General features: G+C 40.4%; 22 protein-coding genes. 15 read left to right on the top strand and 7 right to left on the bottom strand.

Annotated elements, in window-relative coordinates:
* Positions 1–18 precede the first annotated feature (18 nt).
* From J7I42_RS22460 to J7I42_RS22425, 8 genes are all read left to right on the top strand, one after another.
* Entirely contained in the window at positions 19–3,318 is a 3,300-nt protein-coding gene (locus tag J7I42_RS22460; protein WP_209141123.1) for a SusC/RagA family TonB-linked outer membrane protein, read from the top strand.
* Positions 3,319–3,336: 18 nt separating this feature from the next.
* A complete protein-coding gene (locus tag J7I42_RS22455) occupies positions 3,337–4,827 on the top strand; it encodes a RagB/SusD family nutrient uptake outer membrane protein (protein ID WP_209141122.1) in 1,491 nt (496 codons plus the stop codon).
* 431 nt (positions 4,828–5,258) lie between these two features.
* Positions 5,259–8,360 carry a SusC/RagA family TonB-linked outer membrane protein gene (locus tag J7I42_RS22450; protein ID WP_209141121.1) on the top strand — a complete coding sequence of 1,034 codons (3,102 nt, stop codon included), beginning with the start codon at positions 5,259–5,261 and terminating at the stop codon, positions 8,358–8,360.
* Positions 8,361–8,380: 20 nt separating this feature from the next.
* Positions 8,381–9,889: a RagB/SusD family nutrient uptake outer membrane protein gene (locus J7I42_RS22445; RefSeq protein ID WP_209141120.1), complete on the top strand. Its 1,509-nt coding sequence runs from the start codon at positions 8,381–8,383 to the stop codon at positions 9,887–9,889.
* Positions 9,890–10,001: 112 nt separating this feature from the next.
* On the top strand, positions 10,002–11,159 hold the full coding sequence (locus tag J7I42_RS22440) for a TlpA disulfide reductase family protein (protein ID WP_209141119.1): 1,158 nt from the start codon (positions 10,002–10,004) through the stop codon (positions 11,157–11,159).
* A 404-nt stretch (positions 11,160–11,563) separates the two neighbouring features.
* Entirely contained in the window at positions 11,564–11,851 is a 288-nt protein-coding gene (locus tag J7I42_RS22435; protein ID WP_209141118.1) for a hypothetical protein, read from the top strand.
* 52 nt (positions 11,852–11,903) lie between these two features.
* Positions 11,904–12,659, top strand: coding sequence for a GLPGLI family protein (locus tag J7I42_RS22430; protein ID WP_209141117.1), 756 nt, complete (start codon positions 11,904–11,906; stop codon positions 12,657–12,659).
* A 132-nt stretch (positions 12,660–12,791) separates the two neighbouring features.
* Positions 12,792–15,392: a TonB-dependent receptor gene (locus tag J7I42_RS22425; RefSeq protein WP_209141116.1), complete on the top strand. Its 2,601-nt coding sequence runs from the start codon at positions 12,792–12,794 to the stop codon at positions 15,390–15,392.
* A 104-nt stretch (positions 15,393–15,496) separates the two neighbouring features.
* Here the strand turns inward: J7I42_RS22425 and J7I42_RS22420 are convergent, their stop codons facing one another.
* Entirely contained in the window at positions 15,497–16,237 is a 741-nt protein-coding gene (locus J7I42_RS22420; RefSeq protein WP_209141115.1) for a class I SAM-dependent methyltransferase, read from the bottom strand.
* Between the two features lie 346 nt (positions 16,238–16,583).
* Here J7I42_RS22420 and J7I42_RS22415 point away from each other — a divergent pair, with 346 nt between their 5' ends.
* Positions 16,584–17,678, top strand: coding sequence for an acyltransferase family protein (locus J7I42_RS22415; protein WP_209141114.1), 1,095 nt, complete (start codon positions 16,584–16,586; stop codon positions 17,676–17,678).
* A 305-nt stretch (positions 17,679–17,983) separates the two neighbouring features.
* On the opposite strand, the gene J7I42_RS35200 is transcribed toward J7I42_RS22415, so the two are convergent.
* On the bottom strand, positions 17,984–18,115 hold the full coding sequence (locus J7I42_RS35200; RefSeq protein ID WP_317196258.1) for a carboxymuconolactone decarboxylase family protein: 132 nt from the start codon (positions 18,113–18,115) through the stop codon (positions 17,984–17,986).
* Between the two features lie 3 nt (positions 18,116–18,118).
* The gene (locus J7I42_RS35450; RefSeq protein ID WP_262898149.1) at positions 18,119–18,247 is read right to left on the bottom strand and encodes a hypothetical protein; all 129 of its coding nucleotides are present in this window, start codon (positions 18,245–18,247) and stop codon (positions 18,119–18,121) included.
* Positions 18,248–18,341: 94 nt separating this feature from the next.
* Between J7I42_RS35450 and J7I42_RS22405 the strand changes: the two genes are divergently transcribed.
* From J7I42_RS22405 to J7I42_RS22395, 3 genes are all read left to right on the top strand, one after another.
* Positions 18,342–18,797, top strand: coding sequence for a hypothetical protein (locus J7I42_RS22405; RefSeq protein WP_209141113.1), 456 nt, complete (start codon positions 18,342–18,344; stop codon positions 18,795–18,797).
* Between the two features lie 346 nt (positions 18,798–19,143).
* Positions 19,144–19,977, top strand: coding sequence for a toll/interleukin-1 receptor domain-containing protein (locus J7I42_RS22400; RefSeq protein ID WP_209141112.1), 834 nt, complete (start codon positions 19,144–19,146; stop codon positions 19,975–19,977).
* A gap of 11 nt (positions 19,978–19,988) precedes the next feature.
* Positions 19,989–22,061, top strand: a complete 2,073-nt coding sequence (locus J7I42_RS22395; protein WP_209141111.1) for a hypothetical protein — start codon at positions 19,989–19,991, stop codon at positions 22,059–22,061.
* Between the two features lie 167 nt (positions 22,062–22,228).
* Here J7I42_RS22395 and J7I42_RS22390 read toward each other — a convergent pair whose 3' ends face one another.
* Positions 22,229–22,468 carry a hypothetical protein gene (locus J7I42_RS22390; protein ID WP_209141110.1) on the bottom strand — a complete coding sequence of 80 codons (240 nt, stop codon included), beginning with the start codon at positions 22,466–22,468 and terminating at the stop codon, positions 22,229–22,231.
* Between the two features lie 161 nt (positions 22,469–22,629).
* A complete protein-coding gene (locus J7I42_RS22385; RefSeq protein WP_209141109.1) occupies positions 22,630–22,950 on the bottom strand; it encodes a hypothetical protein in 321 nt (106 codons plus the stop codon).
* A 177-nt stretch (positions 22,951–23,127) separates the two neighbouring features.
* Here J7I42_RS22385 and J7I42_RS22380 point away from each other — a divergent pair, with 177 nt between their 5' ends.
* Positions 23,128–23,364 (top strand): hypothetical protein, encoded by a 237-nt coding sequence (locus J7I42_RS22380; RefSeq protein WP_209141108.1) that lies wholly within the window; start codon positions 23,128–23,130, stop codon positions 23,362–23,364.
* A 131-nt stretch (positions 23,365–23,495) separates the two neighbouring features.
* On the opposite strand, the gene J7I42_RS22375 is transcribed toward J7I42_RS22380, so the two are convergent.
* Together J7I42_RS22375 and J7I42_RS22370 are read right to left on the bottom strand one after the other, a co-directional pair.
* Entirely contained in the window at positions 23,496–23,726 is a 231-nt protein-coding gene (locus tag J7I42_RS22375) for a hypothetical protein (RefSeq protein ID WP_209141107.1), read from the bottom strand.
* Positions 23,727–23,991: 265 nt separating this feature from the next.
* Positions 23,992–24,501, bottom strand: coding sequence for a hypothetical protein (locus tag J7I42_RS22370; RefSeq protein WP_209141106.1), 510 nt, complete (start codon positions 24,499–24,501; stop codon positions 23,992–23,994).
* A gap of 93 nt (positions 24,502–24,594) precedes the next feature.
* Between J7I42_RS22370 and J7I42_RS22365 the strand changes: the two genes are divergently transcribed.
* Together J7I42_RS22365 and J7I42_RS22360 are read left to right on the top strand one after the other, a co-directional pair.
* Complete coding sequence (locus J7I42_RS22365; protein WP_209141105.1) at positions 24,595–25,176, top strand: Crp/Fnr family transcriptional regulator; 582 nt, start codon at positions 24,595–24,597, stop codon at positions 25,174–25,176.
* 88 nt (positions 25,177–25,264) lie between these two features.
* A complete protein-coding gene (locus J7I42_RS22360; RefSeq protein ID WP_209141104.1) occupies positions 25,265–25,729 on the top strand; it encodes a DoxX family protein in 465 nt (154 codons plus the stop codon).
* Positions 25,730–26,476: the final 747 nt, after the last annotated feature.

Here is a 26,476-nt window from a genome sequence, read left to right as displayed (position 1 = left end):
TATCAAAACTCAATTGCAATGAATCGTTGCATAGACCGACTTACAATAAGGCGGTCAATAATGGTCGTTTCCATTACAGCATTGTCGATCCGCGCTCACGCAGCTAATGAAAACTTCGACGGTAGATATAACACCGGCATTCCTTATAATAACAATATCGCTGCACGTTCTGAAGAGATCACGGTAAACGGCAAAATAACCGATGAAAAAGGAGCCCCCTTGTCCGGTGTAAATATTCGCATAAAAAATACCGAAAAGGGTGTAATCACCGGTGAAGACGGAAGTTTTACCATTACGCTGCCCGATACCAAAACAGCCCTGGTGATCACCCACGTAGGTTATATTGTACAGGAAGTTCATCCTAACGGAAAGAATGCGTTATCTATTTCATTGATCCCGGAACAAGGCAACCTTAATGAAGTAGTGGTAGTTGGTTATGGCACCCAGAAACGAAGCGAAGTATCGGGCGCTGTAGCCACGCTCCCTGCAAGGAATACCGAAGAAAAACCGATCAACCGGATTGAACAGGCACTGATTGGGCAAATGCCCGGCGTACAGGTACGACAGCAAACAGGCATGGCGGGTAGTGGATTGAGCATTCTGGTACGCGGCTCCGGTTCTATCACAGCTGGGAGTGAACCACTGTATGTTATAGATGGTTTACCTCTTGACGTGAGCAGTCAGAATGGAGACGGAGGCTTTTCCAATAACCCCCTGGACAATCTCAATCCGAATGACATTGAAAGTATACAGGTATTGAAAGATGCGGCTGCAGGCGCTATTTACGGATCACGCGCAGCCAATGGCGTGGTGATTATCACTACTAAAAAAGGGCAAACGGGCAAAATGAAGATCTCCGTTAATGCCAAATCTGGTATTGGCCAGGTGGCCAAAAAACTCGATCTATTAAGCCCCGGTGAATGGGTAACCATGGCAACCGAAGTAGCCAATACAGCCTGGGTGAACTCAGGCGTGGGGCGAACCACCAGTCAAACGAATAATGAACGCGCAACGCTCCTTGGCCTCAAACCTGATTCGATAAACACCTCTTACATGGCCGACCCCCGATGGGCTATTGATGGTCATCCAGGTCTTGATTATATCGACTGGCAGGATGCAGTATATCGCAAAGCGTGGTACCAGAATTATGAAGCAGCTGCCAGCGGTGGAACCGATAATGTAAAATATTTTATCTCGGGCAATTATTTAAACCAGGATGGCACGCTGATCAATTCCAACTATATCAATTATGGATTGCGCGCCAATGTTGAAGCCAATGCCAGTAAAAAATTCAAGCCGGGTATTAATCTGGCACCCTCCTACTCTATCAATAATTCGCCACCGGCAGAAGGAAAAGACAACCAATTAATGAAACTGGCGCAAATGGTGCCTGTTGCAGAAAGCGACGCAGGGCTTAACACCGGCGCCAATGGTAATGCCACATATACCTGGAGTAGCCCGCGGCTGATCAGTCCCTATACGTTCCTGCAAACTGCTGTCAACAAGATCACGGCTACCCGGTTGTTAGGTTCCGTTTATGCCGAATACCAGATTATTCCAGGCCTGGCCTTAAAATCGACTGTCAACTACGACGGGCTTGACCGCGATACCAAAAAATATGTTTCCGATAAAGTAACGGTGGGCGCTTCTGCCGCTTTAACCACCAACCCCGGCCTGAATTCCTCGGGCTCCTACAATGTAGTAAAGAAAAGGAATTTTCTTAATGAAAATACCCTCAGCTATAATACAGTCATCAATAAAGTACATACCATTGCTGCCGTTGCGGGTCTCTCGTACAGCAGTGTGCATTATGAAACGGTTAACCTGGCCACAGCAGGTGGATTTGCCAACGACATTATCACCACGCTCAATAATGCGATCCCCAGTCCTTCGAATGTTACCTATACCGGAACCAATACAGAAAGCAACAATACACTCCTATCTTGGTACGGCCGGCTACAATATAATCTCAAGGACAAGTACCTGCTTGCGGGCACCATCAGAAGAGATGCTTCTTCCAAGTTCGGCGCAGACAACCGTTGGGGCACTTTCCCTTCTGCTTCTATCGGCTGGCGTATTTCCAAAGAGGCTTTTTTTCAGAATATAACAGCCATCAACGATCTGAAACTCCGGCTCAGCTGGGGCAAATCTGGAAATAATAATATTGGCGATTACAATGCCGTGCAAACCCTGGCCAGCTCTTCATATAGTTTTGCGGGAACCGCAGGCACCGGCCAGGTGGTTTCAGCTTTGGCCAACTCGTTTTTAAAATGGGAAACTTCCACTACCACCAATCTTGGATTTGACATCAGCCTGCTTAAAAACCGGATAAGCATGACCGCAGATGCTTATTACAAAAAGAACACAGACCTGCTACTGAACCTTCCTGTACTGGCCGCCAGCGGCTTTAGCACAAGCCTGAAGAATATTGGTGCTGTTGTGAACAAAGGACTTGAAATCAGTCTCAGTACTGTGAACCTGAGGTCCAGGGGCTTCCAATGGACCATGAATACGAATATTGCATTCAACAGGAATGAAGTAACTGCCCTGGGTTCCGACCACGCACCTATTGAAATAGCTTCTGCATACAGTGGCAATAACGCACCTTACCTGCTAAAGGAAGGGTTACCCGCCTTCAGCTTTTATGTTACACAAGTAGAGGGCATTTTAACGGCCGACGATATATCCAATGCAAAAACAGCTAAACTAAAGAACGAAACGGTTGGCGATGCCAAATACCGCGATGCGATCGAAGACGGAATTATTAATGCAAAAGACCGCATAGTGATGGGGCACCCCATGCCAGATTACACCTGGGGCTGGACAAACAATTTCCGGTATAAAGATTTTGATCTGAGTATACTGATCTATGGACAACATGGAGGTTCGTTACTTTCGTATCTCGGCCGCGCAATTGATTTCAGTGGCAGCACCACGGCCAACGTATTGGGCATTTGGCGTGATCGCTGGACACCCGACAACCAAAACTACCATGCGCCACGTGGAAAATTCGGTTCCACGTACACTGTTCCCTATGTTACCTCCGACTGGATCTATTCAACCGATTTCATAAGAGTACAGAATATTACCCTGGGTTACAATCTGAAAAGCCTCTTCAAAACATACAGGACCATCAACACAGCACGGATCTTTATTTCGCTTGAAAACTACTTTGGACACGACAAATATAAAGGCGGTGTAAACCCCGAAGCACAAAACACCAATGCCAGCGGAAACAACAGTTATGCAATTGCCGGTGATTATGGCGCCATGCCATTAACCAAAACTGCCTCTGTTGGTGTAACTATCAGTTTTTAATTATAAAAGACCATTACAATGGACAAAAAGGTTTATATACTACTATTAATCCTGGCAGCCGCAAGTAGTTGTTCAAAACAGCTCGACCAACAACCGGTGTCGAGCCTGCCCACTTCAAAATTCTACACCAACAACAACGACTTCCTTCAAGCTGTAAATGGCGTATACTCCCAGTTAAAGAATTATCCCGAACAGGCTTTGTTTTTAGGTGAAATGCGCAGCGATAATATCAATGCCGTATCGGATGGGAACCGAGATTGGGATGGCATTAACAATTTTTCACCCAATATTACAACAGTTGGATTTATATCAAATGCCTGGAAAAACAATTATAATGGCATTTACAACGCCAATAGCGTACTGGAAGCGCTTGCCAGCAAGGGCGATGTGATCGGGAACGCAGGTTTGGCAACCAGGTACACCGCCGAAGTTCGCTTTTTGCGCGCATTCTATTATTTTCAACTGGTCCGTTTGTTTGGACCTGTACCGCTTATCGATAAGCCCACAACGGGCGAAGGCGTGACTACAATTGCCAGAAGTACAGTAAAGGATGTTTATACATTTATAATAGATGACCTGAATTTCGCGGCTGCCAATTTACCAAAATCCTTCACCGGATCAGATGTTGGCAGAGCCACTTCATACGCAGCAAAAGGATTGTTGGGTTTGGTTTACCTTACCCGATCAGGCCCCAGCTACAGTATCGACGGGCCCGGGTTGGCCAGTAATGAATATGAAAAAGCGCTGGTGCTTTTCAATGAGATCATCAGCAGCAATCAATATAGCTTTCTGAATGATTACACTTCCATCTTCTCTTATTCAAATGAAAACAATAAGGAAGTTATCTTTGATGTTCAATATGCGAGCGGTATCAACGGCGCCGGCTTTCCAAGCCACCTGGTTCCTGTAGCCTACTGGACAAGCATTGGCATCGCGAACACTTACGGAAATGGTTATGGCTCCAGCACGTTTGCCGTTACCAAAAGTTTAAAGACAGCCTATACCAACAATGTCACCAGCGGCACTGATAGCCGGTATGCGTTCAATGTAGCCACTGGTTATACTAAAAGCCCCTTTATAAAAAAGTATGTCGACATAACAAAGAAAGGCACCAGCGGCACTGACTGGCCTATTAACTTTATAGTACTTCGATATACCGACATTTTATTAATGAAAGCAGAATGTATACTAAATGGCGCAGCAGGCTCTCAGAATGAGGTGGACGATATCATTAACCGGGTACGTATTAGAGCAGGTGTCAACGCCCTTTCCAATGTAAATCTGTCCACCCTGTTGGAAGAACGCCGCCGCGAATTTGCCGGCGAGGGATTACGCTGGAATGACCTGGTACGGCAAGGCACCGCTGTTACCGCTATCAATAACTGGATAGCCTATGATGCGCTGATAAACGTGAACAAGATGGTACCTGATTATGTAATTTATCCCGTACCAGCCACAGAAATTCAAGCCAAGCCTGACCTATATACGCAAAATAACAGCTATTATTAATATATGGATTTAAAGCTTAGCCAGGGCCCCGATGTATCGGGGCCTTTTTATTGTAATAAGATGGTTATATCAGTCAGGGCTAAACAGTAATTATGCGGTTTTAAAAAACAAAGCTATCAAGTTGCGCTCCTTCATCAACGGCATTGACCATTTAAATATCTTCAGCAATACATTTGTCTACTATTTTAATAGGGTATAACTTTGCATAAAACAGACAAGTCAAAGCATGAGACCAATAGCACAATTGCAGCACATTTCACATCCGTTCCCGTTCCGCTTAAAGTACGACCGCTGCTGTTGCACAGGCTAAAACCTATTTCAACACTACTTACTGGTAACCCGCCCCTACAGCGGGCCAAATAAACTGACATTGCCATCATACCATTGTGATCGCAACTGGCATTCTATTCTATACACTAATCTATATGCGTATGCTACAAAAACATGGCTTACTGGCACTGATCCTTCTCGTCAGCAGCGGGATCTTTGCTCAAACCAAACAACTGCGCGGTGTGGTACTGGCCGCGGAAAACAAACAACCACTGGATGGCGTTACTATAATCGAAAGCAAGTCAGGACGCCCCGCTACAACTAATAGTGAAGGACGTTTTGAACTTCAATTAACCCATGAGAAATCGTTGCTCACCATTTCTTATGTAGGCAGAGAAACTTTGGAAGTGGAAGTAAAAGCAGATCAAACAGACATTACTATTCTTTTACCATACTCAACGGCATCGCTTGACGAAGTGGTGGCCGTTGCGTATACGACAGTTAAACGATCAGGTTACCCTGGTGCTGTAACCACTATATCTTCTGACAAGGTTAACAACCGGCTCACGCCTAATATCACAAATGCCCTGCAAGGGTTGGCCCCTGGTATACAAACAACATCTGCCAACGGACAACCCGGTAATAGTTCCACCATTCGCATTCGCGGCGTGGGAAGTATCAATGCTTCAAGCGCCCCGCTATTCGTAGTTGATGGGGCCCCTTATGAAGGTGACATTAATGCATTGGACCCTGCTGATATTGCCGCCATCAATATCCTGAAGGATGCAACAGCTGCCAACCTATACGGATCAAGGGCGGCCAATGGCGTTATTATTATCACTACCAAACAAGGAAAGAAGGGCAACGATGCGTCCATCAACGCCACAATAAATCATGGCTGGAGCAGCCGCGCCGTAAAAGATTATGACAAGCTCGGCACAGATCAGTACTACGAATTATACTGGGAGGCTCTTCGGAACAAAGCGCTTTCGAATGGACAAACAGCCACTCAGGCAGCCGCCACAGCCAGTAGCAGCCTGGTATCAGGCCTCGGAATAAATCCATATGGCCCTGATTATGCTGAACCCGTTGGCCGGGATGGTAAAATAGTGACCGGCGCCAAACCGTTGTGGAATGATGATTGGGAAGAAGGCATGCTCCAGGACGCCAGGTATACACAGGGACAACTCAGCATCTCAGGCGGTGGCGAAAAATCGACCTACTACATTAGCGGTGGCTACACAAATAATGAAGGCGCTTATTTGGCCTCCGGTTTCAAACGATATAATTTCAGAAGTAACCTTAGCCTGCAGGCGAAATCCTGGTTAAAGGTGGGTCTTAACCTAAGCGGCGCCAGCACGTCACAAGACTACCCTACTTCTTCTGATTCAAAACAAACCAATGTGGTACTTTTCGGCCGTACTATTCCCAGCTTCTACCCTATTTACCAACGTAATGCCGACGGCACCTACAAGCTCGATATCAATGGCCAAAAACAATTCGACTACGGCGCATACCGACCTAACGCTGCATTGGCACGATACAATCTTATTGGTTCATTACCTCTTAACAAATCAAGATACACCAATGAGAATGTTTCTACGCGCGCATTTCTAGAAGCAGCTATCACAAGGGCATTGAAAGTTAAAACTAGTTTTAACCTGGATTATACCAACACCAATACGTTGTATTATACCAATCCACTTGTTGGTGAAGATGCAGCTATTGGAGGCACCGTTTCCAAAACCAGCACCAGATTTCTTGCTTATACCTGGAACAACATTGCCACGTATGAAACAGACATTGAACAGGGACACCATATCAACCTGCTGGCAGGTCATGAATACTATTATCTGAGTTCCAGCGGACTGAGTGGTAGTCGCCAGAATTTTGCCTTGCCTGATCTGTATGAACCGGTGGCGGCCTCTCAGTTAATGGATTTTTCCGGTTCTTCCGACAACTATACCAAGCTAAGCTTTTTCGGACAGGGGCAATATAATTACCTGGGAAAATATTTCTTTACCGCTTCGATTCGCCGGGATGGTTCTTCGCGTTTTTCACCCGACTCACGCTGGGGTACGTTTTGGTCAACAGGCGCTTCCTGGCGCATTTCGGAAGAAGCATTTCTGAAACAGGCCCCCTGGCTGAGCGCATTGACAATAAAAACAAGCTATGGCGCTTCCGGCAACGACAATCTCTCCTCATCCAATGGTGGCTATTATGCTTACCTCGCTCTCTATAGTATCGAAAACAACCTGGGTAATGGTGGTGTGGTACCTTCGAGATTACCAACACCCGGTCTGAAGTGGGAAAGCAACCTTAATTTCAATGCTGGTATTGACTTCGGCATATTAAAAAATCGTATTTATGGAACATTTAATTATTACAGACGAATCAGCAAAGACCTGCTATATGCCAAACCACTTGCCGGTTCCACCGGTTTCAGCTCTGTGAGCGCCAATATTGGCGAATTGCGCAATACCGGCGTCGAATTGGAATTGAACGGAATTCCTGTAAGCACCCGCGACTGGAAATGGACAGTAGGAATTAATATAGGCCACAATAAAAACAAGATCACTTCATTGCCACAAAAAGAAATAGTCAGTGGTACCAAAAAATTAATGGTGGGCACGTCTGTATATGATTTCTTTCTGCGTGAGTGGGCAGGCGTTGATCCTGCAACAGGCAATCCATTGTGGTACCGCACCACAACTGATGGCAAAAAGGAAACCACTACTACCTACGCACAGGGAACACAATACTATGCGGGTACCGCCCTACCCGATGTTACCGGTGGCATTACCAGCTCGCTTAATTATAAGCAGCTCGAATTATCATTCATACTGGCTTATAGCATCGGTGGTAAAGTGTTGGATGCAGATTACATTTCCCTGCTGTCCGGCGCTGTATCGCCGGGTCGCAACTGGTCAACCGAATTGTTGACCCGGTGGACACCCGACAATACAAACACCAATGTCCCCCGTTTAACGACAGACGACCTCAGCTGGACTTCCACCTCAACGCGTTTTCTGTATGATGCCACCTATGCACGGCTTAAACAAATATCACTGGGTTATAACCTTCCGGCAACCCTGTTAAACAGGATTGGATTCAAATCGGCAAAAGTTTATGGCCTGGCCGAAAACCTGCTGACCTTTTATGGCCACCAGGGCATGGACCCGGAACAATCTGTAGATGGAACTACCTATTATCAATACCCTCAAATAAAGACCATATCTGTGGGTTTACAAATAGGTTTATAATCATATTAAAACATTATTACATGAAAGCTTTTAGCTCTTATATATTCATTGCAGGGCTTTTCGCCAGTTTGACAGCCTGCAACAAACAATTAAACACCGCTCCATCTAATGCAGTTGCTGAAGAGATCGTATTGAAAACTGTTGGCAACTTAACTGCTTTGTCTGAAGGAACCTGGAGATCCATGATGGATGACTTTTATGCCAATATTTATGGCAATCCTGGTTTCAAGACCATAGCATTGGTAAGCGAAGCTATGGGGGATGACGTAGCGTTGATCACTACCAAATACAGTTATGCGCCCAATTACCGGTTCACACAAATAGTTGACAAAACGCAAAGCCGTAACAACGCTATCTGGAACCAGTTGTATAAGATCATAAACAATAACAATATTATCATTGCCAATATAGATAGGGTGACTGGCGATGCTACCGACAAAAAGGTGCTGAAAGGCCAGGCACTCGCCCTGCGGGCACATACCTATCTCACCATTGCATCATTTTTCCAATTTTCGTATTTAAAGGACTCGCTGGCTAAAACAGCACCCATCTATACCACACCTACTACCGACACAACCCGCGGCAATCCCAAAGCAACGCTGAAAGACATCTATTTGCTGATCATTTCAGATTTACAGGAAGCAAAAGGGTTGCTCGAAGGACATCAACGTACCGCCAAATACAAAATCAACAAAGATGTGGTGAACGGATTGCTGGCACGAGCCTATTTAAACACAGGAAGATGGCTTGCTGCTGCCGACGCGGCCAATGAGGCATTGAAAAACTATCCCCTAATGTCACCAGCCGACTATAGCAAAGGATTCAATGATATAAATAATTCAGAATGGATCTGGGGACATCCGGAAATACCCAGTCAGAGCGATGGCAGTTACAGCTTCCATTTTCTCGACGTATCGTCATCCTCTTCTTATTATTATAGCTTCATGGCAGATCCGTTTTTTGGGGAGCTTTTCGAAAATGGCGATATCCGCAAATCCCTTTTTTCCTGGGACAACAACCCTGGCCGTGAAGGATACCTGCAATACAAAAAGTTTAGGTTCCGCGACGATCAAACCGGCGATTTGGTTTTAATGAGAAGTGCTGAGGCATATCTGATCAAAGCAGAAGGATATGCGCGTGAAAATAAGATTACGGAAGGAGTTGCTGCCCTCAACACCTTACGCACAGCGCGGGGCGCCAGCCTTTTCAATCCAGTGGGTGCTACCTCAGCACAACTGATTGACGCAATTCTTGTTGAACGCCGGAAAGAGTTGTGGGGAGAAGGCTTTGCCCTGGCCGACATCATCCGCAATCAACTACCAGTAATACGTAAACCATATGTAGATGCGGGCGGTAATGACCGGCTGGTTACGATCACCACTCCAGACGGTGTTTTAAAACAAGTGCCAGCCAAATATCATACGGCCTTGAAATTTGCCGACGGCACCCCTTTTGTGGCCAATAGTCCTAATTATATTTTTGCAATACCACAGGCAGAAGAGCAAAACAACCCGAACCTATATAACTAATAAATACATGCCATCTAAATAAATATTAGTCTATTTCTACAATAGACTAATATTTATTCGTAGATTAGTAATGACCATTATTTTTACTTCCACAGATCGAACACCATCATTTATGAAAGCAACAGCCATCACTTTATTGCTGGCAGGCCTTTTCCTTATTACCAACGCCCAGCATAATAAAAATCTGTCTCTTACTGTAGACTTATCCGGGTTAGCCAATGAGGCTGACAAACTATTCTTTACTTATTACAACACAACCAGCAAGTTCAGATATACCGATAGTGTGACAATCGGTAAGGAAAAAGTTATTACATTTAAAACCACTATCGATGAACCTATTTTAGCTCAACTTCGTGTAGAATCTACAGCTCCAGATAATAACAGGCAGCGTAATCATTATCAACGCGACAGCTATAGTTTATACATTGAGCCAGGAAAAATAACAGCTGTCGTAAAAGACTCGCTGGCCAACACCAAAGTAACAGGCTCCTCAACACACCAGGATTACCTTATTCTGAAAGAAAAAGTGGCAGCATATGCCCCCCTCTTTGAGGGTTTGTTCAATCAATATCGTAAGGCCCGAAAAGAAAAGGATCAAGTAGCCGGAAATACAATACGCAAACAGATCGACTCCTTACAAGAGGTGGTTGATGAACAAGTATATAAGGATTTTATTCGACAGAATGGAAAGCGGTCGCCTGTAGCCTTATATGCGCTTGCTGAATATACCGGTTATTCAATCGATCCTGATAAAGCCCAACCTGTATACGATCTTTTAGGACCTGAAATAAAAAAACTTCCTGCAGGCATTGCTTTCTCCAAAAGAATTGTCATAGCCCGGCAATTGCAAATTGGACAACCAGCACTCGCCTTTATTCAAAACGATACCCTCGAACGGCCAGTAAGCCTGGCATCCTTCAAAGGCAAATATGTATTGATCGACTTTTGGGCCAGTTGGTGTGGTCCTTGCAGGGCCGAAAACCCCAATGTAGTAGCCGCGTTTAATAAATACAAAGAAAAGGACTTCACTGTATTGGGAGTTTCTCTTGACCGTCCGGGCCAAAAAGAAAAATGGCTGAAAGCTATTCACGATGACCAGTTGCAATGGACCCACGTATCTGACCTTAAATTCTGGGACAACGAGGTAGCCAAATTATACGACGTAAAGGCGATTCCCCAGAATTTTTTACTCGACAGGGAAGGAAAAATTGTTGCCAAAAATATTAGAGGAGAAGAATTGGAGACCACCTTACAGAGTTTAATCAAATAACAAAGCCGCTACTGCCAATCCATTTATATACACAAAGAGCTGCCATGTTCAAAGGCGGCTCTTTGGCTTAAACTACTGTTGGCAATAAACATAGCTTATCAACGTATCCAATAATCTTTTCTTGTTCGTCCTGCCTGTAAAGTCTTTTACCAGTAAAATGTCGTTACTAAACTGACATATGCGAAAAGAACGCATACCCAAATACGTAACATATTCTTCATTTCACATCCGAATCTTTGTCATTTATCGGTTATTCATTTCATTTACAACTCTTCACAAAACATTTGACACACGAACACAAGCATTAATTTAAAATAAATGTTTTTATGCAACAAAGAGTGATCAGTTTTCTTTCTAACTTAAAGTTGTTGTTGGTTTTAAGGCTTAACTATTAAACTTAATTTATGAAAAGAATAGCCCTTCTACTTGCATTTGTAATCGGTGGATCCACATTGGCGTTTAGTAAAGAAGTATCAGACAATCCTAAGCTTCCGGAATCTCCGAAAACAGAAGTAAAGCAAATTGAAAAACCACGTAGTACCTGTTTTGCAGATAGACTTTTTTCAACGCAATGTTGCGATGGAGAAATTCAATACACGGGGATAATTTCAATTGAATTTGAGTGCGAAACCGGCATTGTACGTGGAGTAACTATCGTACCTCCCGGTCTTTGTGACTATGAGTGTGCTTAACAAATAAACATCCAGACTTTAAAACCAACAACACTTTTTAAAATAATAAAGTATGTTAAAAATATCATCTATCACTATTTTGCTTTGCTGTGTTCTAAAAGTGCAAGCACAACAAACGAAACAAATAGGAAAAGCTACCTACGAAGTAGCGTCCGGTTCTAATCATCCAATAATAGATTGCTGGTTTTCAACACAGGAATACACGTACCAATACAGAAAAATAAGGGACGCAAGGCAGCTACCCCAGTTTAAAAATAAAACCTACTCTAGCATTGAAGATTCTTTAAAAGATGTAAGAATTATTGAAAAGTTCAATGAAGGGCTTAAATCGATGCCAGAGCAATTCTGGTATGGACAGCTTGGCGACAACGTAGTAGTTTATTCAAGTTTCGACAATGAGAATAAACAATACTGTATCAGAGATACCATTAAATGGGTAACATGGGAGTTGAGCAGTGATACCACCACAATCCTTGGACAAACTTGTCAGAAGGCTATTGGTAAATTAAATGGCATAGCCTATACTGCCTGGTTTTCAACCGCCATTCCTGTTTCTACTGCGCCATTACAATTCAGAGGCTTGCCCGGTTTACTGATGAAAGTAACCAACGAAATGAATAAAGTAACAGTGTCTTTGATCGATCTTGAATGGCCGGCCAACAATCAAAAAATAGTAATGGCGCCTTGTACAGCGTTTCCTTTTATCTCAAAACAGGAATTGCAGGCCATCAGAGAAAAACAAAATGCTGACGCTTACAAACTGGCCGAATCTATAAAAAAGAACGGTACAAAATCTGGCAACCAATAGCATACCTTGCCACCATAAATTTCAAAGCTGCCTATTAAAATATATTTTACCATATTAGGATGCTTATTCTTTGTTCAATTGCAGGGTCAATTGAAAATAAGTGGATTTGTGCTCAGCGAAAAAAAAGATTCTGTGGCTTTTGCTACCGTAAAGTTTAAAACTACAGTTTCCGGTACTGCCAATTTTTATTGTATCACTAGTGCAAACGGGTTTTATGAGCTAACCATCAATAATAACAAAGATACGAAAGGCATCATAGAGGTAAGCGCTATCGGCTTTGAAGTTAAACAGCTCGTTTTGGAGAATTTATCAAATGGATCTCTCAACCTTCCCATTATTTTGTCACCCCTGGATCATGCACTCCCGGGAGTGATAATAAAAAGTGAGCCAGCTATACAGGTAAAAGGAGACACGATATCATTTCGGGCAGAAGCATTTAAACAGGGCAATGAGCGTTCTATTGCTTCTTTGTTATCTAATATGCCTGGTTTTACAGTGACTGAAAATGGAAGGATTTTATTCAATGGGCAGGCAATCGATAGGATCTTAATAGAAGGTGACGATCTGACCGGTAAACAGTATGAACAGTTAACAAAAACACTGGGCATAAATGGCATTGATAAATTTCAGGTAATTAATAATTACATTGATCCTGAAAATATTACCGCTTCCATATACAATGCTAAAAGTCAGGTACTGAACATAAAATATAAAAAGAATTTTTTATCAAAAACATTCGGCAATATAGAGGCGAATGGAGGATACCCTTTAAAAAACTATTACCTAAATGGTCAAATTATTTCTTTATTAAGCAAGGCAAAATTCATAACTACTGGTAACTATAATACAACCGGGCATCTCCCCGCAAATATTCAGCAACCTGCAAACGACAATTTATTTAAAAACTCAGATGACTTTTTAGATCTGTCTTTACTTGGCTTTTCACCTGTTGCCCGCATTTCCGATATCAAAAGTAATTATCAAAATGATTTGATGATTGCGTCCAACAGATCCCTCCAGACCGGGTTTAACGGCTTTTTTAAAATAGGCAATAGGTTTACCATAAAGACCAATTCCAATTTTGTCGATAACCAATTTGTTCAATCCGGTCTTACTGTTAGGAACATCTTGACGGTTCCACAACCATTGACGATTACACAGTCACAGCAGATACTAAAACACAACAATTTGCTTAACAATAAGATCAGTATTAATTACAGGGATGGAAAGAATAACCAGTTGGTATTATTACTGAACAACCAGTATGAGGATGCACTTCATGAAAACAACAGTACGCTGTTGTTCAAAGAATTCCAGGATACGCTCAACGGGTTCGGTAGCCAGTTCGGATTGAAACTATCTTATAACCATATAAATCTCAATAATTCAGCAATAAGGGCCAATTTCGAATACCATTCCCTTCATGCTCCTTATGCTTATTCTCAATTTCCATCTAATTTCGACGGCTTTTTCAAAAAAGGGAGCAATGCTACGGCCATTTCACAAAACGAAAAACATGATGATTCATATTGGCGCGGAACCCTGGCCTATTTGCTGAAATACAAAAAACATGCTGTAAGTATAGAAGCTGGATTCAATAAGCAGCAGGCGAAGTTTGATAATAATATCAATTTACAAAACGCGGTTGGCCAGGTCGACCTGGTTCGCTCCGATTCTGTTAATAATATTTTATACGATCAAACTAATATAAATCTAAAGGTACGGGATGTTTTTACTATAAATCGGCTGTTAACCTTAGTTGCTGAGGGCAGTGTATTGTATCTCATAAATGAAAAGGGAAATAAGTATAATGGTAAGAATAACGACAGATTTCACCGGATGTATTTTCTACCTGCTTTATCAGCCAATATGCAACTAAATAAGTTCAATAAATTGAATTTCTCATTCTCCGCCAGAAATATAGCTTCCTCCATCCAGGACATTTCAGATGGCTTTACTATAAATGGATTAACAAGGGTTTCGAAAGGGAGCGCAGCCATTGGATCTAGCACTGCTTATACCGGCAATTTAATATATTCGTTTATTGACCTTATAGGCCAAAAATTATTATTTTTTTCAGGCATTGTGTATCAAAAATTGCCTGACCTGTATTTATACAACCAATTACCCGATCCCTACTATACATTGGCTTACAAAATACCTTCCAGTACCACTACTACTACCACCAGTTTTTTTTCACGGGCCGATAAGTATCTTTTCGATATGAAAATTAAAATATCACCGCAGCTTAGCTTTTCGACAGGGATCACCAACAGCATGTTAAATTACGAAAAACGGAAAAATAGATTCAATCAATTAAAAACAAGTTGCGAAATGGCCTTTAATTTTGCCCCATTCAATATCAAAGGTGGCGTTGATTATGCATTTTCCTGGCAAAAGAATAATTCCTCTACACAAGAACAATTGAAAAATAGCATACTCAAATGGAATATGGATATAACCTGGAAAATTTCGCCTGCTGTTTTGTTTAATACAAGAATCGATGCAAATAATGTAAATCCGTCCGGCCAACGAGCTTCGAGTTTTTTACTTACTTCGGCTGAATTAAATATTCATTCAAAGAATAACCGTTTTCAATGGGGCGCAAGGTGTAAAAATTTGCTCAACCAAAAACATTATACTTATTCTTCCATATTACCTACCGAAACCGTTGTTGAACGATATCAGCTATTGCCGTTGATGGTTATGGGTTTTATTGGTTTGCAGTTTTGATGGTTGATCGAAAAGCACTTTAATGCAAGTAAGCGTTTTCGTCATTAGTGAGAGACGAAAGAATTTTCATAGATCACTAAAGTTTGGGTTCTCCATATTTTTATCTATTTAATAACCGTCACTTTAAAATAACTTGCCGTCATATATGCCATGAAGGGATTGCCTAATATAAATATACCGATCTTTCCCAACCGGTTTGGAGTAAGCCACTTTACTTTTGAATTTCTAAATTCGACCGCTTTAAGCAATTTTATCCAGGTGCGAGGCTTTTGATGTTTATGCCATTCTATAGAGGGTGCCAGTATATTTTTAACACCTATATCGTTAAAAAAATTTTTACAGGAACAATCGGTCACAATCAAAACACCCCCTTTTTTAATTATGCTGAATACATTCTTAAAGATGGCTAAATAGGTCTTGTAACAAGCATCACTTTTCAGCAAATTGATGCCGGCCTCTTCGTCGAGATGGTTAATTGAATTATGCATTATCACTACATCATACATTTCGCTGCCTGCCTCCTGAAAATAATCCTGTAATGTATGCGTGTTCAATTCAACAGGTAGCGATGCCGGTAACTCTTTTTGCAGGTCATAAAATTTTTTTATTATTCCATTTGTAGATCCAGCGAACTCAGGTTCAAGGCATACGACCTTTTTGGCTCCTTTAACTGCTGCATAAAACGACAGTAGCCCACTGCCTCCGCCCACATCCAACACATTCTTGTTTGTCAGATTAACATTTTTGAAAAGGGAGTCGAGTTTAAATTGAAGATTTTTTTTGTTGGAAAACATTTTTCTGCTAATCATTAGATCATAAAAGTCGTTTACAATTGTCTGTTTCATTGCACTAATATCTTTTTATATTTAAAAGACTTCTTTCCTTTGATAACTTGCTTGATTTTAAAGCTATGATGTTTTACAAACAATTAAAATTAGGCATATATAGAAACCTAACAGAATGATTTTAGTCATCAATCTGCATAATGAGCCTTATTTAAGGAGCAATAATTTCGTTGGGATATTTCCGGACTAATAGTGTCAGCAGTACAGATTAGAAGATGCGAATTTAAGGCAATTGTGCTACGGATCTTCATTATTTAAAACTACTAATGAGTGTCATTACCATAAAGCCCTTGTTTCACTATTATTTGTATTAATTTTATTATACCAGTTCAGCCCCCTATTTTATATGAATTTAAAGTATCACAAAGAATTAGATGGCGTTAGAGCTATAGCAGCCATCATGGTCATATTCTTTCACTTCTTCTTTTTCTTAGAATCGAATTTGCCGTCGCTTTTGCTCAAGATTGCAAATCTTGGCAGAACAGGGGTTTCATTATTCTTTGTATTATCCGGTTTTTTAATAACGCGTATTCTTATTGCAACAAAAGATTCTCCTAATTATTTCACCAGCTTTTATGCCAGGAGATCATTGCGAATATTTCCACTTTATTATTTATTCCTTACGTTAACTTTCATTGTAATTCCGTTATTTTCCGGAAAGCCTTTTCCGCCATTCAATCTACAAGCATATAGCTGGACCTACCTGCAAAATTTTGCATTAACGTTTAGATGGCCACATGCTGGTCCCAGTCATCTCTGGTCTCTTTCTGTAGAAGAACATTTTTATTTGTTCTGGCCGCTTTTGATCTATATACTTAGCATTAGAAAGATTGTAAGTGCTATTGTATTTATAATTGTAATGGCTTTTGTGGTAAGGTATGTTATGATTGAGCGTGACTATGTAGCTTATTATTTTACGTTTGCCAGAATAGACGAATTGTCCATGGGTGCCATATTAGCTGTTCTTGAAATAAAGAATAAACTAATTAACAAGAATGCAAATAAATTTTTACTAATCTCAGTGATCCTTGGTATTCCGACAATTGCTCTTTTGGTAATATTTACCGATATGGGCAATACCATTATTCAGCTAGTTAAATACAAATTACTTGTGTTTACCTATTTGTGTATGATAGGATATATAATTTCATTACAAGAAACAAGTTGGATTAAAAGGATCCTGCGCAGTAAGCCAATGTTGTTTTCGGGGAAAATAAGTTATGGTTTATATTTATATCACCCTCTTTGTAATGATGCAACCTGGAGTGCTTTTCCCAAAATGAACCTGGCACTAAATTTTATTATTTCAGTCGCGTTTACTTATATGGTAGCATCAGCAAGCTATTATTTATTTGAGTTGAATTTTCTGAAGTTAAAACGGTTTTTCGAATACAAAAAGGAGAAGGGAATTAAATCTGAAACAGGCGTTATTCTTAATTAAAATATTTGGGCAGTGACGTTAATTCTCACCCGATCTTCAACAATATTTACCAAAAGCGACGTACATCAGTAGTACCCGATATTTACTTACTGACAGCTTAATTTACATCGGCAATACCTGAATTGCATTAGAATAAAGCCTTTATCGACATGGGTTCGATATTCCATTCCAGGATATACATGAATCCGCCTCGTAAATTTTGACCCTACTAAAAGAAAAGGTTATTTTTGGGCTAACCAAGTAACCCAAAGACCTATATGACCAAGTTCCTTGCCCTACTAACAACCAGTGTTTTTACGTTCTTTTTAAGTTTTGCACAACCAGTCATTCAATCGTTTTCTCAGGCAGGCTGGCAGAACGTACAATCGTTGCTCCGTTTCACCCATTTCACGCAGGTCTTTAGTGTGCATGTCCAGGCAATAGGCGCATCCATTAATCTGCTATACCCGATAATAAATTAATTCCAAAAGCGACCGCTCTACCTGCGACTTCGCCAGGTATTTGCCCATGCCAGACATTGATAGCATTGCCGGCATAGCCTTTTCAACTACATTAATTCTCTTTGTCATTTTTTCTGATTTTAAAAGTTAACATATACCCTAATAATGACTGAAAAGAACAGAATAGGACAACCCTGATCACCCTGGCTATTTTTACAACTATATGAACAAAGACTGCCTGAAATCATTTTTAGAATTACAAATAGTCTGGAAAGACGAAGATATGTTCGAATTAAAAGTGACAGCATCAAATGGTCGCTACTTTGGAACAACAGAAGTTTATGATACTACAGAATCATTATTTAGTTTCGCTCAAACACTCATTGGTTTTCCCAAAGACAATAATAAATTGTTTCACGACGCAGGTAATAAAAATGGGTATGCTTACTTTTCTATGAATTTTTATTGCATTGACAATGCTGGACACATTGGAGTTGAAATAAATTTAGAAGATACTGTAGCGACAGAATTCAGGCACCAGGAAAAGAACAAATTGAAACTTGAAATTATTGTTGAACCAAATGCAATTGACAACTTCCAAAGAGAATTAAGCCAACTTGCGACAACCCAAAAAGGAACTGCAAACCTTTATGGCAGAGACAACAGGCTTGACAATTAAACGATGCGATCCCTTTGAGATCCCTCTCCTATTTTTAGTTACTAAATTTCCTATTAAATATTTCTCACATCATTGTATTTGCATGATACTCACCTTATGCAATTCTGCAAACACCTTCCCCTGTTGTTTTTGATCGTTAGAAGCCCGGCAATCCGAACCTCTTTATCTACTTTATCTGAATTATAGACTTTAGCTATCAGCTATATATACGTCAAACAACTCGCTGCTCCTCCTTGTGGAAAACTAAATCTTTACATATATATTGAATAATCTGCACATAAAAAACGGGTAAAACACCTTTTTTTATTTTGCAAAAAGAAACCAACTTGTAATATTCACATTAATCATGGAACCTATTAGTAATCATCCATTGTGGGATTTTTTTATAGCCCACTCTCACGTTGACAAACAAACAGCCCTTGAGATTTACGAAGTACTTCATGGTGTTAACTATAAAGTATTTTTAGATCAAAAATCTATATTGCCTGGTGCCTCATGGGATCTGGCCATACCAGATGCGCAGAAACGATCGCTCATTACCATTGTGCTGATTTCGGGTAACATTCGGCAGTCGCATTTTGTGAGAGAAGAAGTACAAACGGCTATTGCACTATGGCGAACAGATCCAAATAGTCACTGCATCATTCCTGTTTTTTTAAATGGCATAATTGATGACCTTCCCTACGGTTTGCGATTGCTTCAAGGCATTGATCTGAAAAATTCGGGAAGTGTCACAAATCTGGCTAATAAACTGATTGAATGTTTGGTCCACTTTAAATCGGTAGAACCGATAGTGCCTGATTATCAAATCGAGAAACAACATATATTGTTGTCCTTTCCCGCGGGGCCGCTAGTGCCCTTTCATATGATCCCAAGAGTATTGATCGAAACTTATAGTGCTTTTATTGGGGAGAATGAATCGAAACTGGTTGTGTCGGAAGCCAATGCATTCAGGCTTGAGGCAAGTCCCGATACTAATTTCATCATTCCATTGTATAAAATTCTTGCTCCCGAAAAGGTTGCCGCATTTGATTTTTGGCAGGATGTTTTTCTATACGCAGGATTGCAGGGACCAAGAATGGTTGCTGCGATATTGCTGATAGTTCCAGATGACCAGTTTAGTGCCAAAGCAAAAGAGGCAAGACGAAAATTGTTGATGCAGTTAAAAAATCACTCTTAAACAAACTTTTTATGAAAATGTTTTTGCAGCGCATTGCAACAATTGTATTGCTGGTAATTTTATTATGGCCATTATCACTATATGCGCAACCCCGGGAAATAATTGATGCATTAACAAGCATCTCAAAGGTCACGAGTGGCCGCAAAGCAGACAATACAACAATGTTATTGCGTGAAGCAAATTTTGAAATTCCTGAATTTTTGAAACAACATTGGGATAAATTTTCAGCATATAGAAAACTGGAAACAGCTTTTTGGGTTGCAGAACAAGCCGGTCCGGGCAACGGGCAAAAACTCATTGCCTTTTTGTTTAAGCGCTTGGGCAGGGAATTTGAATCTGTTTCTGCAGATGCTTCGGCCACTGAGTTCTTGAGATTACCGGATGAGATGCCAATGTTTGCTTCACCGGCCACTATACACCTGCCTGCTACCGTGTCAACCGACATTTCAAAATCTATTATTACTATTACCAAATACACGGATGCCAAAGCATTAGGTGGCACACACGGGATCTTAAAATATTATTTTGATTTGCCTGATGAGGTAGTTGTCAAATTACTGCGTGAAAGTGCTACAGATTTCGACGCTTTAATAAGAGGTATCGAACTGGCATCTATTCCTCCCGAAAAAAAAGAGCGGCTGGTTAAAATATTAACCGACCTGCGGGAAAATTATCTTACTGCCAATATGGATCAGGAGATAGTAAAAATACTTGATATGCCCGATTTCATTGTAGAAAAACCGGGAGCGACTTTACATTCAGAACCTCAACGTGAAAAACTCAGGTATGAATACGACCACTTTTTGCATGAGAATTATCCCACTCCAGAGTCCAAAAAATTCAAGACAATGCGTAGATACGATAGGGGATTTGGAGGCGTTATTTTAGGGAATAAAATTTCACAGGCAAAAAATATCGGGAAACTAAAACAGATTGTGTGGATACATGAACAGGATGCCAACGGGATAAATTATTCTGGGCACCTTGAATTTTGGTTCGCCGATAACATTGTTAAACGATTACCAGGTATTTTATGGGAGGATATATATGCAGCATACAACATCATTTATGTTGACAATAAAAATCTACCGTTAAATAAAGGAGATGGAATCGGTTTAATAGGAGCTGATTATCCTAAAGTATATTCAGAAGACAGGGTATACGATTCTCTGATAAAAAGCTTTAGATTAACATCCACTGAATTAGCCTATTATAATCTTCTTTCTGATTGGGAAAAATTTATAATTGGCTATAAAGCCAGGGTAAATAAATTAAATAAAACAGCCAAAAATATTGAAGAAATAGACCGGCAGATGGATGATTTGCAAAAAAAAATAAAAGAATATGGATCGTCATATGAAAAAATGCTTGAGTTGGGACAAATACTGGAAATTCAACGAAAGGAAGAAATCACTAAATATAGAGCAACTTATAGTGAGTTTCAGCATGATTCTATTTTATATGAGAATTACATAAAAAGCAACCGAATTTTCAAAGCGAAATATCCAAAGGAAACAGTTAGTATGATGAATTATATCTCGTATTGCAATAAGGCTGTATTGTATCCTGTCATTGCTAATCTGCAACTGGGAAGAAGCTTGTATCGTTGTGATATTTTACCCAGAATAGGACCCGCTTTGATTCAAAAAATGCAGCAAAAAGGTGCAACTGAAGAGGAAATAAAAGCATGCAAACAATGGCTTCGCGGGACTGACTCAATTGGATGGAAGTTTTCGGATGATTCGTTGCAGATCAGCTTTGATAAAAATTTTCTGCAGGTCCAAAGAATTAATAAGCAGATGGGAGATGGCTTTGTGATCTTTAATGCCATAACCACAGATAAAAAAAGACAAAATATCTCTCAGGAACGCCCGGAATTTTGCAAGGTATTGCCTGCATTGACAAGAGTATTTTATGATTACCACCGCTTAAATAATTTTGTAAAATTGATGGCAGTGGTTCGTTGGGCCAAACAAAACGGGGCCGTTTTTCTTAATAAACCGACACCCCCACCCTTATGTAAAGCACCAATTTATTCAAAGTTGACAGAGAATGGTGAGGTGATCTTTATTGATAGAGAATAATATTTTGTGCGTAACATTCCTGCATAACTATAGTTCATCCGGAACTGGCATTAGGAGTATTACTGTGTATGCAGAAAAACAAATAGAAACGAAATCCTGCTGCGCCCCTTCAAGAAATAAAGCGAATAAGGGCTAGACAAAATTTAACCTCTATTAATTATTATAGCTCACTCTGTCCAAACTTCGATCTGTATGCCGTATCCTATATCAAAAAACCTGACCACCTTTTTTCTAAAATCACCAGGAAGTGCTTCAAAATCGCGGACCACAGGAAGAATTTCAAAATAATGAGCATCTGTTCTTACAACAATAAACGAAGATTGGATATCATCAACAGCGTGACGATCAATAAATCTAATTTTATTCCCCTGATTAAGTATTTGAGGGGAAATTAACGGTTCCCACATGATACTGGATTAAAAATAATGAATAGCTCAAAAATATACACATTATGTATAATTTACAAGTTAATGAGCATACACTTTTTAATAGAGTACCATACAGGATACACCAACGTAATTATACGAAAGTATACTTACGGGTAATTTTTGCGACTGAGATTTCTACCTTAGTATGATGCACTTATATAAGAATGTTCAAAATCCTGCTTACTTACATCTTCATACAAGTTAATTATTGTAGCCTGTGAAGACTCCATCCATACTTCCATGCCGATATGATAACCGATGTCTATATACCTAACTATTCTTCTTACAGGATTATCCATGAAACCATCGTTTTCCTGTTTCACTACAATCTCAAAATAATGCTGTTCCGTTTTAAATACCTGGAATATCTTTTCTTTGAAGGGGGAGCTATTACCAGATGGGATGAACCTAACTGTATCGCCCAAGGCTACTTTTTCACCTGATTGAATGATTGTCCACATAGTTTTATAGGTATGGATTATTGAATTGTTTTGGACTTATTGATTGCAAAACCTCCAAAAGATGCAAATTCTATACCAAAATATAATGTATTTATCTTATGTATTTTTCCGTATAAACGATAGTACAAACACTAACAACGAGGCATAAGTATTGCTTTTTATTTAAAAAGTCGTGGTATGGAATTGCGGTTTGCTGGTCTTTCTGCTATTGAATTGAGAAATATGATCCTTGACGAGAGGCGTAAATTCATATTGGCCTTACAGTTTAATTCACCCTTAAGCGATCTTGAGGAAATAAGAGAGCAGATAAGATTACTGGACGATGCTCTTTCAATTAAGGAAAAAGAAGAACTTAAAATCCAGGCTGCGGAAAATTCGCCCCAGGTAAAAAATACAAATATAATTGACGCGTAAAAGCGGATCAGAATCGCTTTAATTGGAGTAACTAGTATTTCGCGTACTATTTGGGCTTTCGCCCCTACTTCGTTTGACTTTTTAACCTAATCTGAGCCCGTGTTTGCAGACGGCATCGGAAACGGATGTAATTAGCAGCAAGGAAAATTATCACTCATTTTTAAACCACCCTGGCCCACATTACGATGTGTTACTTCACGTTTTCGAATGTTGATTTCCTCAACAAGTGCATTGATGATAGCCCTATGTTGTGCACTTTCTTTTAAACTGCCAACAACAAAAGCCTTGGTATATTTTTCCGTTTCCTCTGCCAGCAAGTCAATTAACGTTTGCAAATCTTGTTGCTGGTAAGTGTGATCCATAATTTTGTATCCACAAACATTACACCATTTCATACCACATAAGCATTAGAAAAGCATTAGAACCGAATTAACAGTGTAAGCACTTAACGCTCGCATGTTTAAAATATTCTATATTTGTAATCGAGTTATAATCTTATAACCCACTTAATTACTGTAGATTACGGAGCACTATTTAATTCCATAAGGCAGTCTTTCTGTTAGAGGCTGTCTTATTTTTTTATGTTCAATTAGTATGTAGCGCGCCATCGCATGGCAAATAACTCCTTTATGTACCCGTTTTATCATCCATTTTAGCTTTTAACCTTGCCAGCCCTTCCTGCGTAGCCAACGCCCAATTGGGATTAAACAAGCTGTATCCTGAATCCCGCAGTGATTTTAATTCCCTTGTCAACCATTGGCTATAGCCATTCTGCAAATGCATATTATATCGATATGCAGTTAAATGTTTATCGGCATACTCATATAATATTTCAAAAAAAAGCTGCTTATTCATTACCGTAAAACCCCAGGTCTGATGACTTAACCCTACTTGATCCTCGTTAAATATTTCACCCGAGGCAAAGTCATCAAAGCTTAATTCATGATAATACATAACACCCAGCATTCCGGTTCCAAATAGCCTCTCCACCACTGCATCATTTAGTAAAGCAGGAAAATAATACACGTTTGTGCCGATAAAAAAGGCGTATGCAATTTCATCCGGCGGGTCGAATCTTATGTCCAGATTTCTTTCAATAGTTTGATTGGAACCTTTATCTGTTATTGTCCATTTCATATTTTAGTAAAAATAGCTCCCGAAGCTATCAAAAATTCCGCTTTTCGATCGGAGCTCCAATCAGAATGCAGGAATGGTCATACCTTTGAAACTATGTATCCACTCTTATCAAATCACATAGCCCGATATGTGTCGGTTGACGAGCAGGACCTACACACATTTTGCGCCACCCTGAAATCAGTGAAATTACGTAAATACCAATATCTGTTGCAGGAAGGAACGATTTGCCGTCACGATTATTTTGTCATTAAAGGAGGCGTTCGACAATACGAAGTTGACGACAAAGGGCGGGAAAAAGTTATTCATTTTGGGTTTGAAGATTGGTGGATAAACGACAGGTATAGCTGGTTAACCAGCTCTCCGTCCATTTATAACATTCAGGCGCTGGAACCAACCGAGGTGCTTCAAATTGAAAAAGATACCCTTGAACAATTATTTATCACAATTCCACGCCTTGAAAGATATTTCCATATCGTATTACAGCATGCCTTTGCCAACTGGCAGGGTCGTATACTTGTTTTACAAAAACCCGCCATTGAAAGATATGCGCATTTTCGTAACTTATATGGACATCTTGAAAACCGATTATCACAGCAACACGTTGCATCATATCTAGGGATAACCCGGGAAAGCCTGAGCCGGCTAAGGAACCACGCCGCACAACCTGAGAAATAGTCATGTGATATTTGTCACAACAATTTTTTACCAAACCTCACAATATCATCCATAACGCTGCCCTCATCTTTGTTCAAAATTACAATTGATGATGTACAAAGATCTTATCAATTCCATTATTGCAACCGACGACAGTTTGATAGGTTTTATTTTGCGGATCACTCTTGGCATTGTTCTTTTCCCACATACAACTCAAAAAATGTTCGGATGGTTTAACGGCCCCGGATTAGCAGGTGAAATGAGCTTTATGACAACACAGGCTGGCTTGTCTGTATTCACTGCAATTGTCGCTATCACAATTGAATGCTTGGGAACTTTTATGTTGCTAACCGGCACCGCTACAAGAATTGCATCAGCTGGCATTTTTGGATTATTCGTTGGCATGATAGCCACCTGGCATTACAGAAATGGATTTTTCATGAACTGGTTCGGCAAACTTCCGTCAGGCAAAGAGGGCTTTGAATACCATTTATTAGTGCTCGGTATGTGCATAGCCATCTTCATAGCAGGGGGAGGCCGTTACTCGATTGACAAGTGGATCACGGGACGATAAAATGAATTTAATCGATCACCAACACAAAAGATCGGCAACACGCTGATGATCAAACCGCATGCTTTGCAAGCCTTTTTAGTCTCTAAAAATCTATCGGAAAATTGTCTTAACAGGGGTCACGAAAGGCGCAGTACAATTGCGCCTTTCGTTTGAACCATCGTTTTGGCCATAATTGAAAAATTTAGCAGACTAAATAATTACTACTACTGTAAATATCTGCAAGGGATGCTTTAAAAAACGCTGCCGAAACGCCCATTTTACTGCCCATCTTACGGCGACTTTATAACGACCTAATAGCGACATGCCTTCTACTTGCCTCCTCTTTGCATCCCTTTTACCTATGTTCCCACTATACATGTACCATATTCCCACTATAACTCCACTATGTACCTACTACAGCACACTCCTCTTGGTAAATCATTTCGTAAGTAATACACCCCAGTTTGGAGCCACGATGAGTGCTCTTTTGCTTTTCCACTACCGAGAAGGCAAAGAGGTGGAATTGAGATGGGATTAAGGAGAAAGAGAGGCGAGAAACACCTGCAGATGTATAACAGTGGTATTACAGCGCTTTGCGTGCTGTATAGCTATTGAACGGCGTTTACGTTAGATTTATTTCCTTTTATGTTATTTGGAGTCTGTTATTGATTTTGATCAATTGCCCCCCTTCATTTGCCGCAGGTCACTTTTACGCCTCAAGACAATTTAACAACATTAAACAGCTAACTATTAATCGCTTAGAAAGGA

Origin of the sequence: Niastella soli (assembly GCF_017742245.1) — a bacterium.
Taxonomy (GTDB): domain Bacteria; phylum Bacteroidota; class Bacteroidia; order Chitinophagales; family Chitinophagaceae; genus Niastella; species Niastella soli.
The sequence above is the reverse complement of the archived record's forward strand: the minus strand, read 5'-3'. Positions and strand labels throughout refer to the sequence as shown.